Source organism: Nonomuraea antimicrobica (assembly GCF_039536965.1).
In the GTDB taxonomy this organism is placed as follows: Bacteria; Actinomycetota; Actinomycetes; order Streptosporangiales; family Streptosporangiaceae; genus Nonomuraea; species Nonomuraea antimicrobica.
In genome coordinates this window covers 13,747-29,505 of the sequence record NZ_BAAAZP010000124.1, presented here as the reverse complement: position 1 = coordinate 29,505, position 15,759 = coordinate 13,747, and the positions used below count along the sequence as shown (strand labels likewise).

The 15,759-nt window shown below is 69.9% G+C and carries 18 protein-coding genes; 7 read left to right on the top strand and 11 right to left on the bottom strand.

Annotated features, from left to right (window positions below; translation table 11 throughout):
- Positions 1 to 224 precede the first annotated feature (224 nt).
- Positions 225 to 446, bottom strand: coding sequence for a hypothetical protein (locus ABD844_RS33715; RefSeq protein WP_344886978.1), 222 nt, complete (start codon positions 444 to 446; stop codon positions 225 to 227).
- Between ABD844_RS33715 and ABD844_RS53360 the strand changes: the two genes are divergently transcribed.
- On the top strand, positions 435 to 641 hold the full coding sequence (locus ABD844_RS53360; protein ID WP_425568705.1) for a DUF2089 family protein: 207 nt from the start codon (positions 435 to 437) through the stop codon (positions 639 to 641). The two genes, ABD844_RS33715 and ABD844_RS53360, sit on opposite strands and share 12 nt — an antisense overlap.
- A gap of 171 nt (positions 642 to 812) precedes the next feature.
- On the opposite strand, the gene ABD844_RS33710 is transcribed toward ABD844_RS53360, so the two are convergent.
- From ABD844_RS33710 to ABD844_RS33700, 3 genes are read right to left on the bottom strand one after another with little or no spacing between them, the layout of a single operon-like run.
- Positions 813 to 1,259: an arsenate reductase ArsC gene (locus tag ABD844_RS33710; RefSeq protein WP_344886976.1), complete on the bottom strand. Its 447-nt coding sequence runs from the start codon at positions 1,257 to 1,259 to the stop codon at positions 813 to 815.
- 7 nt (positions 1,260 to 1,266) lie between these two features.
- Positions 1,267 to 2,007 carry an aquaporin gene (locus tag ABD844_RS33705; protein WP_344886974.1) on the bottom strand — a complete coding sequence of 247 codons (741 nt, stop codon included), beginning with the start codon at positions 2,005 to 2,007 and terminating at the stop codon, positions 1,267 to 1,269.
- 11 nt (positions 2,008 to 2,018) lie between these two features.
- Complete coding sequence (locus ABD844_RS33700) at positions 2,019 to 2,474, bottom strand: ArsR/SmtB family transcription factor (protein ID WP_344886972.1); 456 nt, start codon at positions 2,472 to 2,474, stop codon at positions 2,019 to 2,021.
- An 85-nt stretch (positions 2,475 to 2,559) separates the two neighbouring features.
- On the opposite strand from ABD844_RS33700, the gene ABD844_RS33695 reads away from it, so the two are divergent.
- The 3 genes from ABD844_RS33695 to ABD844_RS33685 all read left to right on the top strand — a co-directional run bounded on the left by ABD844_RS33695 (position 2,560) and on the right by ABD844_RS33685 (position 4,285).
- Positions 2,560 to 3,075, top strand: a complete 516-nt coding sequence (locus tag ABD844_RS33695; RefSeq protein ID WP_344886970.1) for an ArsI/CadI family heavy metal resistance metalloenzyme — start codon at positions 2,560 to 2,562, stop codon at positions 3,073 to 3,075.
- Positions 3,076 to 3,284: 209 nt separating this feature from the next.
- The gene (locus ABD844_RS33690; RefSeq protein WP_344886968.1) at positions 3,285 to 3,683 is read left to right on the top strand and encodes a YbaB/EbfC family nucleoid-associated protein; all 399 of its coding nucleotides are present in this window, start codon (positions 3,285 to 3,287) and stop codon (positions 3,681 to 3,683) included.
- 8 nt (positions 3,684 to 3,691) lie between these two features.
- Positions 3,692 to 4,285 carry a type VII secretion system-associated protein gene (locus tag ABD844_RS33685; RefSeq protein ID WP_344886966.1) on the top strand — a complete coding sequence of 198 codons (594 nt, stop codon included), beginning with the start codon at positions 3,692 to 3,694 and terminating at the stop codon, positions 4,283 to 4,285.
- Here ABD844_RS33685 and ABD844_RS33680 read toward each other — a convergent pair.
- Complete coding sequence (locus tag ABD844_RS33680; RefSeq protein ID WP_344886964.1) at positions 4,246 to 4,599, bottom strand: hypothetical protein; 354 nt, start codon at positions 4,597 to 4,599, stop codon at positions 4,246 to 4,248. The genes ABD844_RS33685 and ABD844_RS33680 overlap by 40 nt on opposite strands.
- A 102-nt stretch (positions 4,600 to 4,701) precedes the next feature.
- Here ABD844_RS33680 and ABD844_RS33675 point away from each other — a divergent pair, with 102 nt between their 5' ends.
- The gene (locus ABD844_RS33675; protein WP_344886962.1) at positions 4,702 to 5,727 is read left to right on the top strand and encodes a hypothetical protein; all 1,026 of its coding nucleotides are present in this window, start codon (positions 4,702 to 4,704) and stop codon (positions 5,725 to 5,727) included.
- A 102-nt stretch (positions 5,728 to 5,829) separates the two neighbouring features.
- On the opposite strand, the gene ABD844_RS33670 is transcribed toward ABD844_RS33675, so the two are convergent.
- On the bottom strand, positions 5,830 to 7,917 hold the full coding sequence (locus ABD844_RS33670; protein ID WP_344886960.1) for a golvesin C-terminal-like domain-containing protein: 2,088 nt from the start codon (positions 7,915 to 7,917) through the stop codon (positions 5,830 to 5,832).
- 231 nt (positions 7,918 to 8,148) lie between these two features.
- Between ABD844_RS33670 and ABD844_RS33665 the strand changes: the two genes are divergently transcribed.
- Together ABD844_RS33665 and ABD844_RS33660 are read left to right on the top strand one after the other, a co-directional pair.
- Positions 8,149 to 9,213, top strand: a complete 1,065-nt coding sequence (locus ABD844_RS33665; RefSeq protein ID WP_344886958.1) for a LacI family DNA-binding transcriptional regulator — start codon at positions 8,149 to 8,151, stop codon at positions 9,211 to 9,213.
- A gap of 413 nt (positions 9,214 to 9,626) precedes the next feature.
- Entirely contained in the window at positions 9,627 to 10,190 is a 564-nt protein-coding gene (locus tag ABD844_RS33660) for a hypothetical protein (protein WP_344886956.1), read from the top strand.
- Positions 10,191 to 10,203: 13 nt separating this feature from the next.
- Here ABD844_RS33660 and ABD844_RS33655 read toward each other — a convergent pair whose 3' ends face one another.
- From ABD844_RS33655 to ABD844_RS33635, 5 genes are all read right to left on the bottom strand, one after another.
- Positions 10,204 to 11,040 carry an SDR family NAD(P)-dependent oxidoreductase gene (locus ABD844_RS33655; RefSeq protein WP_344886954.1) on the bottom strand — a complete coding sequence of 279 codons (837 nt, stop codon included), beginning with the start codon at positions 11,038 to 11,040 and terminating at the stop codon, positions 10,204 to 10,206.
- On the bottom strand, positions 11,037 to 12,029 hold the full coding sequence (gene sigJ, locus ABD844_RS33650; RefSeq protein WP_344886952.1) for an RNA polymerase sigma factor SigJ: 993 nt from the start codon (positions 12,027 to 12,029) through the stop codon (positions 11,037 to 11,039). The genes ABD844_RS33655 and sigJ overlap by 4 nt, the downstream gene beginning before the upstream one ends.
- A gap of 81 nt (positions 12,030 to 12,110) precedes the next feature.
- Positions 12,111 to 12,518: a sensor histidine kinase gene (locus ABD844_RS33645; RefSeq protein WP_344886950.1), complete on the bottom strand. Its 408-nt coding sequence runs from the start codon at positions 12,516 to 12,518 to the stop codon at positions 12,111 to 12,113.
- Positions 12,519 to 12,857: 339 nt separating this feature from the next.
- The gene (locus tag ABD844_RS33640; RefSeq protein ID WP_344886948.1) at positions 12,858 to 14,351 is read right to left on the bottom strand and encodes a M1 family metallopeptidase; all 1,494 of its coding nucleotides are present in this window, start codon (positions 14,349 to 14,351) and stop codon (positions 12,858 to 12,860) included.
- A 342-nt stretch (positions 14,352 to 14,693) separates the two neighbouring features.
- Positions 14,694 to 15,638, bottom strand: a complete 945-nt coding sequence (locus ABD844_RS33635) for a methionyl-tRNA formyltransferase (RefSeq protein ID WP_344886946.1) — start codon at positions 15,636 to 15,638, stop codon at positions 14,694 to 14,696.
- Positions 15,639 to 15,759: the final 121 nt, after the last annotated feature.

Genomic DNA, 15,759 nt, shown 5'->3' with positions numbered 1-15,759 from the left:
GGCGAGGTCGTCCAGGACCGGGAGATGCGGTCGGGCTTTACGCCGCGACGGCCGGCGAAAAGTGCTCGCCGAGCCGTGCGAACGGCGTCAGGAAATGGCCGCGGGAATGCGATCGCCGCTGGTCGAAGCGGGTGGCCGGGCGTGACCGCCGGCGAATTGCTTGGCCATGTGCTGCCTCCTGGATGGTTCGTCGTCGAAAGGAGGTGAATGCCGGGTGTCGGCCTTCAGCCTCCTGGCTGATCCGGGGATGGCACCGCGCCCTGAGCAGGCATCTGCAATATATCCCGATAAAACCTACTTTTCATAGGGGTAATTAGGGTTGATTTGATCAAGGACTCCGCCTGGCAGACAGCGGCATCGCGATCGAGGGCGAGTTCGAGCTGCCGCAACTGGCTCAGCTCACCGTCGAGGATCAGGTCTTCGTCACGGCGTTCGTGCAGTGCCACGGCTCCATCAAGCAGATGGAACGGATCTTCGGGGTGAGCTACCCGACGATCAAGGCGCGGCTGAACCGGGTCGCGCGTGCAGAGTATCGAGCACGACGAGCCGACGCAGGTCAACATCCGGGTGCCGCTGCAGTTGCTGAGGGCCGGCGTGCAGTTGGCGGGTGGCTGTGCCCGCCACAGCAGAGCACTGTTTGAACTATCGACCTCCAACCTGGCCGCTCATCGCGGTGGCCGGGTCGACCCGCACATCGGCGGCGGCGAGGTCCGCGCCGCGCGAACGACGCCTGCGGGTTCATCACGAACTCCCGCGAGCCGCCGTCGACCGCGTGGCACGATCCACGTGCACGACCGTGATGGCGGCGGCCGTCACGGTCGTGCCGCTGGTCCCCGTTCGCCGGGCAGGAGGTCGTCGATGAGCGCGCGGACGTGGGCCTCGATCTGGTCGCGGATGGGGCGTACGGCGTCGACGCCCTGGCCCGCGGGGTCGTCGAGCTGCCAGTCCTCGTAGCGCTTGCCGGGGAAGATCGGGCAGGCATCGCCGCAGCCCATGGTGATGACCACGTCGCTGGCCTGAACGGCGTCGACGGTGAGCACCTTGGGGATCTCGGCGGAGATGTCGATGCCGGCCTCGGCCATCGCCTTCACCACGGCGGGGTTCACCTGGTCGGCGGGTGCCGATCCGGCCGAGCGGACCAGGACGCGATCGCCTGCCAGGTGGGTGAGGAAGGCGGCGGCCATCTGCGAGCGGCCGGCGTTGTGCACGCAGACGAACAACACCTGCGGCTGTTCGGGGTGGTCCCGCTGGTCGGACATGGTTCTCCTATCGGGGCAGGTCTGCGGTGGCCGTCTCGCGGACGGCGTCAGGGACGGGCGCCGTGCCGGGCTGTGAGGCGTTCGGGAACAGGGCGGCCAGCAGCAGGCCGCCGAGCACGGCCCCGGCCAGTTGGGCGGCGACGAAGCCGGGCACCGAGGCGGGCGCGATCCCGGCGAAGGTGTCGGTGACGGCCCGGCCGAGCGTGACGGCGGGGTTGGCGAAGGACGTCGACGAGGTGAACCAGTAGGCGGCGCCGATGTAGCCGCCGACCGCGGCCGGTGCCAGCGCCGGGCGGCCCTGCCGGGCCAGGGCGAAGACCACCACGATGAGCCCGGCGGTGGCCACCACCTCGCCGAGCAGCAGGTGCGGCGCCGAGCGGTCCCGGGTCGAGAGCTGGACGGCAGGCAGCCCGAACATCGCGTTCGCCAGCACCGCTCCGGCCAGGGCCCCGGCCGCCTGGGCGGGCAGGTAGGCGGCCAGCTCCCGGCCGCGCACCGCCGGGTCAGCCTCCCGGCGGGCCAGGAACCAGGCCGCCAAGGTGACGACCGGGTTGAAGTGCGCGCCGGACACGGGCGCGAGGACCACGATGAGCACGGCCAGGCCCGCCGCGGTGGCCAGGCTGTTGGCCAGCAGTTGCACCCCGACGTCGCGCGAGAGCCCGGTCGCCATGACGCCGGAGCCGACCACCACGGCCACCAGGGCGGCGGTGCCGGTGAACTCGGCCAGCGCCCGGCGTGCCAGGTTCACCCCGGTCAGGCTCACCGGGCGTCCGCTGTGAGCGCCTCGGGCCGCGTCTCGGGCCGCGTCTTGGGTCGCGTTTCCGGCAGGGCTTCCGGCAGGGCTTCTGGCAGCGTTTCTGGTAGGGCGAGCACGCCGGTCAGCCGCTTGAGCGTGGCCGGGACGATCCAGTAGTAGATCCAGGTGCCGCGCCGCTGGCTGTCGATCAGCCCGGCCTCGCGCAGCACTTTGAGGTGGTGTGAGATGGTAGGCGCGGTCACCGCGAACGCCCCGGTCAGCTCACACACGCAGACCCCGTCACCGGCGACGCGGCCGCCCTCGTGCGCGCCGATGAGCGACAGCAGCCGCAACCGGATCGGGTCGCCCAACGCCTTGAACACCCGCGCCAGCTCGGCCGCCTCGTCCTGGTCGACCGGCTCGGCGACCAGCGGCGCGCAGCATTCGGCGGCGAGCACCGGCAACTCCTGCTTCGACATGCCTCTAATTTGACAGATTCCTAAGCAGGAGCGCAAACTCGGGACTGCTTAGACATTCATCGAAACAACGTGATGGGAGATCGTCATGTCACGCGTCCAGCTCGCCCTGCGCGTCGCTGATCTGGAGAGTTCGATCGCCTTCTACTCCAAGCTGTTCGGCGCCGAACCGGCCAAGCTGCGGCCCGGCTATGCCAACTTCGCCATCGCCGAGCCCCCGCTCAAGCTGGTGCTCATCGAGGGCGAGGAGGGCCAGGACACCCGCATGGACCACCTCGGCGTCGAGGTCACCGACACCGCCCAGGTCAACGCCGCCACCCAGCGGCTCAAGGACGCCGGGCTGGCCACCTTCACCGAGAACGACACCTCCTGCTGCTACGCCCTGCAGGACAAGGCGTGGGTGCACGGCCCCGGCAACGAGCCTTGGGAGGTCTATGTGGTCAAGGCCGACGCCGACACGCTGGGCAAGTCGGCCGGCGAATCGGCCGGCGAATCGGCCACGGACCATGACGCGACGACCGGGGCGTGCGTGTGCGGCGGGCCCGTGGAGCAGCCGGGCGGCCAGGACGTCTCCGCCTCCGGGGCGCGGGTCGGCTGCTGCTGACCGGTCCTTGACCGGCCCCCGCCGCACCGCGCGGCGGGGGCCGCCGTGGCGTCACCCGGAAGATCGTTTACCTGTCGCAGCCGTGGGGTTCACGCTTCGTTCGGTTCGGCACGGTAGACATCTGGAGCCATTGGTCTGGTACGGGACGGATGTGGAGATGATGTGTGGTGCCCGCGTCGGATGACTTCGGGAGTACCGAGGTGGAGAACATGTTCCGCGAGGCGCAGCAGCACTTCGTCCAGGCGCAGGAGTTACAGCAGCGCATTTCGGCGGCGGTCGGCCGGGCACAGGCGCGGAACCGGCTGGTCGCCGTCGACTTCAACGGGGAAGGGATCGTCAAGCTCGAACTCGACCCGCGAGTCATGCGGATGCCATCGGCGGATCTTGCCGATCTCATCGTGGCGACGAGCCGCGACGCCGCTCGTGACTTCCAGCGACAGGTCAACGGGCTGATGGGCGCGATGTTCGGCGAGAACGACGACCTGGCCGCATTGATCAGCGATCCCGCGGCCGCCATGGCCGAGCTCAAGAACGCGGAGCGCGCGTACGACCACGCCTTCCAGGAAGTGCTGGGCGAGCTGGCCCGCATTCGTGAGCTGGACGATTGAGGCCCGCCATGCTCCCGCCACCCAGCCTGACGGACGAGTTGCGCGCCGCCGCCCGTGATCGTCCCAGCCAGTGGCTGTACGTCGTCGACCCCTACTTCGACGCGGACGGCCACGTGCCGCCCTACGGCGTCGTCGGGGCCTGGCACGCGGACGAAAGAGGGGAGATCACCGGGGAGTTCCGCAGCAATCCCGGCTACCGGCCGTCTCCAGAAGCGATGGGCTACCCGGAGCCGACCGATCCACTCGACCTGGCCATCCAGCTCGGCTCGGCGGACTACCTCGACGGCGAATCCATCGCCGCGCTGTTCCTGCGATCCGAAATCCTGGTCGGGGCGGGGGAGAACGGCGCGATTCCCGTCCTCCACGACGACGACGGGAGAGGCTTGGTGCTGACCTACTCCCACGAGGGCCACCTTCCCGACACGCGTCAGGAGTGGCAGTCGATGCTCGGCGGCGAACTGGCGAAGCTGCTGCCCGCGGACGTCGATGTCGCCGTCAACGCGTCGAGCGCGGCCGGCGTCCACCTGCCCAGGGACGGGTTCGAGCCGCTCGACCAGCCAGGTCAGTCCGGTGGCGCGGCCGAGCGGCCGATCGCGCTGTAACGTGCGATGATCTCGTCTTCGGTGTCGAGGTGGTCGCGCGACATCGCCCCGAGGTTCTGGCCCGCGACGTCGTATCGGTCGGCGCTCGACACGTATGTCTCGAAGGCCCGCCGGGTGAGCGCTCGCTCGGCCTCTCGCATCGCGGTGCCGAGGTCGCCGGCGTCTCCCCACGGGTTTCCCTGCGACACGGCGTCGTTCAGTGCCGTCGCCTCAGCACGCAGATCCCCCGACAGCCGGCCCAGCCCCGAGCCGGACTCCCGCAGGTGGGGATGGGACACCAACAGGCCAGTTGCCGGCGCGTTTTCCTGGGCCATGGCTGCCCTTCCTCCACTTGGCCGACGAATCCCCTATGAACCGCTCGACTCTACTCTCGGTGGCGACACGTCGTGGGGCCACCTCGACGGGAAGCAGGTCTGATGACTCCGGATGCCTCCGCTTCGATCGGCGCTCTGCTGCAGTTGCTCGGCATGCCGGCCCCGCCGCTGCCCGATGCCGACCCGCAGGCGCTGAACGCCTCGGCGGCGCGCTGGATCTCCTCCGCGAACGCGCAGGACGGCATCGGCCGTGGCGCGGACGGTCACGTCGCGCGGGTGCTGACCCACAACGCGGGCCAGGCTCCCGATGCGCTGGCGGCCGCGTACACGGCTGAGGAGGGGGAACGTGCGCAGGTCGCCAACGGAGCGAGGGCGGCCCGGCTCATGGGCGGGGCCCAGATGGCAGGCGTCGGCCTGGTGATGGCCCAGAACGTGTTCATCATCTCCCGGTTGTACCCGCTCCTCGCCACCCAGGGGCTGGCGGCCGTCCCCGGGGCCGGCCTGGCCGCCAGGACGGTCGTCACCCGGCTCATCCTGCGCAAGGGGTTCACACAGCTCCTGGAATCGGCCCGGCGCGGGCCGGTGACGATGTTCGGGCGGGCCGCGAGGCTGCTTCGTACGAGCAGTCGCACCACCGCCCAGCCACTGGCCAGAGCGGCCCGGGCGGGGCGCGGACCCATGGGCGCGGCCCCGCCCGGGCGGCGTACGCTCGCCGCGCGACTCGATGGCGACTACCTTGCCGCACTGTTCGAGGCGCGCGGGTCGAAGCGTCTGCGCACGGTGTACCGCGCTGATGAGCGCGCACCTGAGGTGATCTGGCGGGAGGGGTTCGAACCCAATCCTGCGGGGGGCTGGATCAGGCCGCTGCGTGTCGTCTTCACGTCACCCGAATTGGAGACCGCGCAGGCTTTTGTCGGGCACAAGGGGCAGGTGTTCGAGATCTTGGCGCCGGGAGGCAGCCGTCCCATTCACAAATTCATGAGACGGGACATGTCTGAGGTCAAGTTCTTCGGGGGAATCGACACGAGGTATGTCAAGGGGGTGTGGACATACCCGACGGTCCATGGCCGCATTGTCACGGGCAAGCAGCCGACCTGGCTCCCCAATCCCAATTTCGGGCCCCATTGACGGGCTGCTGGTGCCGCGTCATGAGGACCGGGCGCTCCGGGCCTCGTGGCGCGTCCGTGCCCTCGGCCGTCCGCGCAGTGCCCGGCGCCGGGGTCTCGGCCGTCATCGCCGTGGCGCCCGCCGGAACCTGACCGCGTCGGCGATGACCACGCCGTCGGCCCCGTCGCCGAGTTCAACGTATCCGTCGAGGCCGGCGCGGAACCGGAAGGTGCCGATCGACCGCCACTCGCCGGTACGCACGTCGGGCACGCCGCGTTGCCGCTGGTTGACCGCGACCGAGGTGGTGCCGTCGGCGTGGTGGACGACGTACGTGGCGTTGGTGGCCCGGTTGGGGTCGGCCGCGTAGGAGACCAGGACCTCGTAGCGGTCCTCGCCGGGCAGGGCCGGCCGCCACCGCGCCACGCTGGTGCCGTCGCCGCGGGCGTGGGTCAGGTAGTTGAACCCGTAGTAGCCGGGGATGCCCCGGCTGCTGGGCCACGTGCCGGTGGTCTGGAAGCCGAGGCCGCCGTTGTCGACGGTGATCTCTTCGCGCACGTCCGCCGGGAACGGCGCCTGGACCAGGCTGAGCTGGTCGAGTGAGACGGCCGTGCCGCCGCCGCGGCCGGGGCCGGCCAGGGTGAAGCGGATCTTGTGCTGGCCCGGCTGCAACGACCTGGTGTCCAGCAGCACGACGTCGTAACCGTCGCCGCGGAACGCGGTCAGGTCGAGGGCCGAGGTTCGTGGGGTCTGCCCGTCCACGGTCACCGTCACCAGGCCGCCGTCGCCGGAACGGTAGTAGCGCAGCCACAACTCGTGCGTGCCGCTCCGGGCGACTGTGAACGGGTACTCGATGAAGGCGCCGGCCGCGCCGGGGACGAACGCGGCACGGGCGCCGCCACGCGCGGTGGCCTCCTCGACCACGGCCACGGTGCCGCCCGAGACGGTGGCGTGTTGCGCGGTGCGTCCGAGGTCGTGTGTGCACTCGGTGAGCCCGGGGCCGGTGGCCAGGCTGTCGCGGCCCTGGGTGAGCCATTCCAGGTTGAACCGCGCCACCGCCACCCGCCGCGGGGAGCCGTCGAGGTCGCCGTCACAGCCGTAGAGGAGCACGATGGTGCCGTCGGAGAGCCGCCCGAGGTCCGAGTAGTAGGCCCGGATCGGGCTGATCGACCTGCTGTAGCGGAACGAGTGGCCCTCGTCGTAGCTGACCGCGACGGTCATGTTCCACCGCATCGGCGCGTCCGGCCTGCTGAACAGCACGCGGCCGGGCTCGTTGCCGCCCGGCCCGCCGGTGTACCTGGCCAGGCCGGTGTCGACTCCGTTGAACAGGCCGGGGCTGAAGTCCATCCTGGGCTGCGACCAGGTGAGGCCGCCGTCGGTGCTGACCGCGATGTCCCTGGGCCAGTCGTTGCCCGACCCCGGCCGGCTGCTGACGACGATCGTGCCGTCCGCGCGCTGCACCAGTCGCGCCTCGCCCACCGCCGGCAGGCCGTCGCCCAGCGGTATCTCGCCGCCGGCGCGCCAGGTGCGGCCGTGGTCGTCGCTGTAGAGGCTCGACGCGCCGTAGTTGCGCTCGGCGGCCGGCACCCCGGTGATGACGGTCCGGTGAGCGACGGTCAGCAGCAGCCTGCCCGAGTCGAGCTGGATGCCGTGCCCCGGCCCCGGGCCGTGCATCGCCCAGTCGTAAGGGAAGTGGTCGAAGAGCCCGGCCAGGCTGCGCCGTTCGCTCCAGGTGGCGCCGCCGTCGGTGCTGGAGATGACGTGAACCGTGCCGGAATCGGACGAGCACGTGGTGTTGCCCGGCAGCTTCTCGCACAGGTTGTGGAACAGGAACACCTCGCCGGTCGTGCGGTCGACGACGAAGGTGGGGTTGGACCACGTCTCGCCGTTGACCGCCTGGGCCACCGTCTGGGTCGGGCTCCAGGTGGCGCCGCGGTCGGTGCTCCGGCGTACCAGCAGGTCGTGCGGGCCGGCGTCGCAGACCTCGTGGCGGCCCTCGGTGCAGGCGAGGATCGTGTCGTCGGGCAGGACGGCCAGCGCGTGGACGTGGTAGCTGGCGAGCGGATCGACGTCGGAGTCCCACAGGGTGGTCTCCACGAAGAACGGCTCGGCGAGCCGGGCGGTCCCGGCCTGGGCAGGGGACGGCAGGGCGACCGCGGCGGCGGCGACGCCGAGCGTCGTGGCGAAGGCGCGACGGCTGATGGGGGTGCTCACGCGGGCTCTCCTTCAGTACAGGGCGAGTTTCGGCAGACGTACGAGGAGGTCGTGTCCTGGGGCGAGTGCCCCGGACGCTAGTCGAGATCGTTTCCGGGCGCCAGATGCTAATGGGCATTAGCATTTCGACCGGATTACCGGCGGCTCGTTTTCCCCAGCCCTGTTGACATCGCCGTTCTCCGAACCCAGACTCAGCGTTCATCGGGTTGTACGCATGAGCAGGAGGCGGCGATGACCCGTGGACCGGTGAAACGACCTACCCAGGCCGACATCGCGCGCCTCGCCGGGGTCAGTCAGGCCACCGTCTCCCTGGTGCTCAACGAGCGCGAGTCCGAGGTGCGGATCAGCTCGGCGACCCGGGAGCGGGTGCTGGCCGCCATCCGCGAGTGGGGGTACGTCGCCAACGCCTCGGCCCGCTCCCTCGCCGGCGGACGCAACAAGATCATCGGCGTGCACACGTTCGAGCCCGTCTTTCCCACGACCAGCGTCGACTTCTACTTCCCGTTCCTGCTCGGCATGGAGCAGGCGGCCGCCGAACTCGAGTACGACCTGTTGCTGTTCACCAGTGCCGGCGGCGAGCGCCAGATCTTCCGCGACGGGTCGACCCGGCTGTCGATCACCGACGGCGCGCTGCTGCTCGGCCGCGATCCGAACGTCGAGGAGATCGAACGCCTCCGCGACCGCGGCTACCCGTTCGTCTACGTGGGACACCGGGAGGTGTCCGGCGCGCCCGTGTCCTACGTCGCCGCCGACTACGCGGGGGCGACCCGGCAGCTCACCGAGCGGCTGTTCGCGCTGGGGCACGAACGGGTGGCGTACGCCCGCGTCGGCGACGGCGACGCGCAGCCCAGCCGCGACCGGGAGAAGGGCTTCCGTCGGGCGGTGCCGTCCGGCGGGGCCCGCCGCCTCGCGGGTCCTGTGTGGACGATCGAGTCCGCCGAGGACGTGGACGGCCTGCTCGGCGAGATGCGGCACGCCGGCATCACCGGGGTGGTCGCGGAGCAGGAGATCCTCGCCGAGGAGATCCTGACGTGCGCCCGGCGACGAGGGCTGTCGATCCCCGGCGACCTCAGCCTCGTCGTGCTGGGCGACTCCGTCGGCGCACGCGGGTCCGACACGGACTGGACCGGCCTGGTGGTGCCACGGGAGCAGATGGGCCGGCAGGCGGCCCACCTGCTGGCACGGCTGCTGGAGCGGCCCGAGGAGGCGGGCTGCCGGCAGAGCGTCGAATGCCCGCTCGCGCCGGGCACGACCGTGGGCCCACCGCCACCTGGCGAAGGGCGGGCACACCCCTGATCCGCGTCGTCGTCAGACCCGGGCCCACCGGGATACCCCGGCACGAGTTTTCCAGAACGGTCATCACCGTCAGTGATGCTCCGGATACGGTATGGCCATGGGAAGTCGCGCAAACTATGCCACTCTGCAGGATGGCGCTCTCAGGCTCTTCTACTCGCAGTTGGGAGTATGAATGCGAGGGCGCATGCCTGATCGACCATGACGAACGGCGACTGCTGTTCTTCTGCCCCTGCGACGGCGATCAGACCTACCGGCTCGCGGCCCTGACCACACTCGCCCGGACCTGGCCCGGCTGGCGGGTGGAATGGGCGTATGACGGCCTTCAGCAGATCCGGATGGCAGCCGGCCACGTCCCCGAGGCGGCCGCACGATCTCGGCCGACTCTGAAGGTGGGCGAAAAATGGTGCGACGAATTGGTCACCATGACTCACCAGGGCCGGACGTGGGCCTACCTCGTCGATTCGGCCCCAGAGGTCATTGGCGCTGGGCCGGGGTTCCTGGACGAAGACCGCTCTGCCTGGCCGACGATCACTTCCTGCCCCGAGAAGGTCGCGGCCGGCGTCCACCTCGACCTCGATGACCGGACCGCCGGCATCTGGACCACTCGGACGTTGCGCGGCGCCCTGCTGGACGTCGGGGAGCGGTGGCCCGGCCGGCGCTGGTCGGACTGGGAGGACAGGTCCGCCGAGCAGGCACGCCGGGTTGCCGGAGCCCTCACCGTGCCGGAGCCGGATCTCGCCGGAGGTCTCCGCGCTCTCGCGGCGGAGTTCGACCAGCATCAGGACGTGGACTCCGCCACCAGGTCGGCATCCCTCCTGCTCGGCATCACCGGCCTCCTGACCGCCGGTGCCAGGTCGTCGGGGCTCCAGGTCCGCGTCCACACGGACAACACCTTCACCCACCGCCCCATGGACCTGACCAGCGACGAGAAAGCCCTGGTCCATGCCGCGATCACCAGCGCCATGACGTCGGCCTGACGACCGGTCCGCGCTAGGAGTCGGCGATGGCGGCGATCCGGCCGGCGCCGGTTGTCTGATCCTCGGCGTCATGTCCGAGGTCGATGCCGCCTGCCAGCCAGCCGCCATCGATGGTGAACACGCTGCCGGTGATGAACGACGCGTTCTCGCCGGCCAGGAACGCGACCAGGTTCGCGACCTCCTCGCTGTGCCCCGGTCGGCCCAGCGGGAACCGGCCGGCGACGCCGAGTTCCTCGCCCATCTTCCGGGTGAGATCGTTGCTGGCGATGTACCCCGGGCAGACGGCGTTGACCCGGATGCCGATCGGCCCCAACTCCAGGGCGGCCGACTTGACCAAGCCGAGCACGCCGTGCTTCGACGCCGCGTACGCCGCCGACATCCGGACCCCGGTGAGCCCGGCCGCCGACGAGGTGACCACCACCGAGCCGCCACCCACCTCGCGCATCGCCCGGCCCGCCGCCTGGAGTCCGAGCAGCACACCACGCAGATTCACCGCCATCGTGCGGTCCCACTCCGCCAGCGGGTAGTCCAGAACACCGGCCCAGTGCCCCGTTGCCGCGTTGAGATGCGCGATGTGCACGGCCCCGTAACGGGCGACCGTCTCGCGGACCATCGCCTCGTTGTCCTCCGGCGATGCCACGTCGGCCCGCCACCCGAACGCCTCGCCACCGGCGGCCACGATCTCCTCGGCCGTCCGCTCGACGTTCTGGAGGGTACGTCCGGCGCAGCACACCCGCGCTCCCAGGGCCGCCAGCGTCGCCGCGGTCGCCGCGCCGATGCCGGACCCCGCCCCGGTCACGACCGCAACCCTCCCGGCCAGCGAGCTTTTTTCCCGCTCCGTCATGGTCATCGATCGCTCCCTTTCCTGGTCCGAGATCGAGTCCTCTGGTCGAGCACGAGACGCGCCGTCGTCCAGGGCCGGAGCTTCTCGGGATTCAGCACCGACCAGATGCGCCTGATCCGTTCGCCTGCGACGTCGAAGGCCAGCACCACCACGGTGACACCGCCCTGCTGGGCCACCAGACCGGGCCGGCCGTTGACCGTACGCTCCAGGATCGTGAGGTCCGCTGCCAGGCCGGCGACGGTGACGAAGGCGCGCGCGATCCGCTCGCCGCCTTCCATCGGGCGGAGCATGGCGTTGACCAGGCCGCCGCCGTCGGCTGTCCCCGTGGCGTCGGGGTCGAGGAGGCCGATGAGGGCGTCGATGTCCTTGTCCTCCCATGCCCTTTTGAAGTCCCTGACGATTCCGGCCTGCTGGGCCGTCGGAGCGGCGGGTGCCTGAGACGCGTGAACACGGCGCCGGGCCAGCCAGGCGAGCTGGCGGCAGGCCGCGGGCGTACGGCCGACGATCTCGGCCACTTCGGCGAAGGAGTAGCGGAAGACGTCGTGCAGGATGAACGCGACCCGCTCGGCCGGGGCCATCGATTCGAGCACGACGAGGAAGGCCATGTTGACCGACTCGTCCAGGGTGACCCGCGCGGCCGGGTCGACCGCGCTGCCGCCCGGCCGCCCCTCGCTCCACTCCGTACGATCGGGCAGCGGCTCCGGGATCCATTCGCCCACGTATCTCTCGCGCCGGACCCGTGCCGAGCCGAGCAGATCGAGGCAGATGCGGCTGGCGACCGTGGTGAGCCAGGCGCCGGGCGACTCGATGGCCTCCTGCTGCTGCCGGGTCATGGCGTACCAGCGGGCGTAGGTCTCCTGGACGACATCCTCGGCCTCGGCCAGAGAGCCGAGGAGCCGGTAGGCGAGGTTGATCAACTGGCGCCGCTCGCTCATGATCTCGCTCAGGCCCTGATCGAGCCGGCCGGCTCCCGGCTCGGATGGGGTGGTCATCATGTTGCCGACTCCCTTGGTCACACCTCACCGACGAAGCAGCCCGGCGAAATGTCACAGCCGGCCGAACGTGAGCCACGTCTGTCATTCGGCGCGAAGAGCAGAACGGGGAATGGCGGCGCTCACCGTTGCGCCTTCCAGCTTCACGACGTTGATGGTCAGGCCGCCACCCAACGCGGCGAACTTGGCGCGTTCGGCGGTCAGCCGGCTCTCCAGCTGGTCTACCGGCATGTCACCCCCGTCGTCGCTGACCGTCAAACGGATACCGCCGGCGGCGAGGGTGAGGGCGATGGAGACCGTACGCGCCCGCGCATGCTGCTCGATCGCCGAGAAGACGCCGCGAATCGTGTCCTGGATCAGGGTCGCGACATCGCCGGACAGCTCTTCTTTCGGCAGGGCCCAGACCTCGACAGTGATCCCGGTCAGCGCCGACCAACGCGTGAATTGCGCTGCCAATTCCTGGGGAAAAGACTGCGGGCTTTCATGCGCCATGTTTGCGGGTTTCACGAGACAGAAACACGACGGAGGAACGAGAACGCCGATTACTAGGCTGCGGCCGACATCAACGGCACTCTGCCGGTCCGTGACATCACGGTCCCCGGCCACGCGCTCCCCGTCCCGACCGGCGTGCGGGAGGCGGCGGCGGAGGCGGGACAGCCGGTACGCGGTCGCGACTAGGGTCGTCGCGAAACGTTGAGAAGCGGTGTGTCGTGGCCCGGATGAGCGGAGAGGTCTCCGGCGAAGGTTCATCGACCAAGAGGAACCTGCGACCCGGAGACCTCGGGCTCGGTTGGGGTGTCACGCCGCGCGACCGCGTACGACGATCGAGGGTCAGTGCCGGTGGGCGGCGAGGTGCTGGTGGAGCTTGGCCATGTCGGCGACCACGGCCGGTGCGGCGACCGAGGTGGTCGCGCTGCCGTTGGGCCCGACCGGGGGCTTGGCCGGGGTGGACAGCCACTGCTTGAACAGGGCGTCGAGCGGCTTCCTCGACACCCGCTCGGCGTGCGCGACGAACTCGGCCGTCGTGGCGTTCGCGCCGCGCTTGCTCAGGTGCCACGTCTGCAGGATGCGGAAGAAGGCGTCGTCGCCGACCTCCGTGCGCAGCGCGTGCAGCGTCATCGCGCCCCGCTCGTACACCGCGGCGGCGAACAGCTTCGTGCCGGGGGAGAGAACGAGCTGCCAGAAGGGGTCGTCGGCCGGGTAGCGGGCGTAGAAGGCGTCGGCCAGCTCCGCGGCGGTGCCGCGGCCATTGTGCTCGGACCACAGCCACTCCGCGTACGTGGCGAAGCCTTCGTTCAGCCACATCTCCGACCAGTTCGCCGGCGACACGGAATCACCGAACCACTGGTGCGCCTGCTCGTGCGCCACCACCCAGTCGGGGTTCGGCCGGTCCCAGAAGGAGGTGCCGTAGACCGACCTGGTCTGGTTCTCGATGGCGAAGCCGAAGCCGCTGGTGGCGACCCCGCCGATGGAGTCGAAGGGGTAGGCGCCGAACTTGGTGGCCAGGAAGTCGGTGACCTCAGGGGTGCGTTCGATCGTCTGCTTGGCGATCGGCAGTCGCTCTCCGAGCGACTCGTCGTAGGCGGTGTAGTACGGCAGCCCGCGAGGGCTGGCGCCCTCGTGGTACTCGAACCGGCCGAGCGCGATGAACGCCAGGTAACTGGTCATCGGCTGCCCGGCCCGCCAGCTCCATCTGGTCCACCCGGGCCGCTCATGAGCCCGGCCGGACAGGATCCCGTTGGACAGTGCCGTGGTGCCGTCGGGGACGGCCACCGACACGTCGTAGGTCGCCTTGTCGGAGGGGTGGTCGTTGGAGGGGTACCAGGTCTCGGCGCTAAGGGGCTGACCGACCGACAGGCCGCCCGTCGCGGTGCGATGCCAGACCTGGACACCGTCCACCTGCACCTGCGATGGGACGTCGGCATACGCCACGACGACCTCGAACGGCCGGTCCTTCTGCACCGGCCGGCTCGGTGTGACCACCAGCTCGGTCTTGTCGGCCGGGTCGACGCGGAACGCGGCAGGAGCGTCGCCCACCCGCACCGAGGTCACCTTCAACGCGAAATCCAGGTTGAACTGAGAAAGGTCCTGGGTCGCGGTCGCGCGGATGGTGGTGTGCCCTGACAGTTCGTCGGTGCTCGGCTGGTAGGCCAGCCGAATGCCGTAGTGCTCGACATCGTACCCGCCGTTGCCCGCCCCTTTGTAGATGGGGTCGCCGAGCCCGGGAGAGCCCGGCGAGGGCTCGGCGTTCGCCGGGGCGCACAGCAGCCCGAGCGCCAGTCCGGACGCGACGGTGACGACAGCGACGCGTGTGCGCTTACGCATGTTGGCATTGCCTCCGAGAAGAGTCGGTGTACGGCGTGGACAGGCATGGCGCGGCATTTCCCGTCCGTCCGGTGACAATAGAGCGGACGTCGGCTCATCTGGAAACCGCCCGTATCCGGTGAGAATTTTATGCGGCTCGCCTGTCCTGCTGCTGTCGCCCGGCTGTCCCCTCGTCGCCAAGATGTCTATCTCCGGCCTTCGACGGCCTTTTCCGAAAGGGCGTAAAAAGCGCGGTCAGTGTCCTGGAAATCCGCAATCGTCAGAATTAATTCTTTCGCGATCGTCGTCGCGGTCAGTGTGGGGTCGCCTGGCCGAGCGCCGGCGGGCCGGCGGTCGAGTGCCTCACGGGTGGCGGGACAGGTAGCCGCCCATGGTGGTGAACACCTCGTCGGCACGCAGGTCGGTGCCGTCCTGCGTGCGGACCCGTTCGATCACCAGGCCGTGGCTGCGGCCGCGGCGGGCCTCGGCGCCGGCCACGATGACGATGCCGTCGCCCTCGCGGATGAACACCCGGCCCGGGGTGCCGCCATAGACGCCCTTGGAGGTGGAGGACTTCAGGATGCGGATGCGCTCGCCCTTGTAGTAGGTGAAGGCGTTGGGGTAGGGGTCTGACTGGGCGCGTACCAGCCGTTCGATGTCCTCGGCGGGCCAGGTCCAGTCGATGTTGCCGTCCTCGATCGAGCGCTTGTGGAAGAAGCTGGCCTTGGAGCGGTCCTGGGGCGTCCAGTCGGTACGGCCGGAGGCGATGAGGTCGAGGGCCTCGGCGACGATGGGGGCGATGAGGTCGACGGTGCGGTGGAACAGGTCGGTGGTGGTGTCGCCGGGGCCGACCGGGATGGCGCGCTGCACCACGATGTCCCCGGCGTCGAGTTCGGCGTTCATCATGTGGGCGGTGACGCCGACCTCCTTCTCGCCGTTGATGAGCGCCCAGATGAGCGGGGAGAACCCGGCGTAGGCCGGGAGCAGCGAGTCGTGCACGTTGAGGACGCCGTGCCCGGGCAGGGTGAAGATCTCGGGCGGTATCCAGGTGCGCCAATTGTTGGCGACGATGAGGTCAGGCCCGACTTCCTTGAGGGTGAGCAGCAGTTCGTCGTCGGGACGGTTGCGCAGCAGGACCGGGACGCCGTTGGCCCCGGCCAGTTCGGCCACCGAGTCGCTCCAGATCTTCTCGTAGGCGTGGTCGCTCTGAGGGTGGGTGACCGCCAGCGCCACGTCGTGCCCGGAGTCCAGTAGGGCCTGGAGGGTGCGGTGCCCCCAGGTCTGGTAGCCGAACATCACGACCCGCATCAGCGCTCTCCTTGTGAGGTGAGTGGAATAGAGGTTAGGCTCGCCTAATTAGGCGAGCCTAACCTAAGTTGGATGCTGATTCCACCCATGGCCCGCAACCCCGGACCGCTCTCTCGAAAGG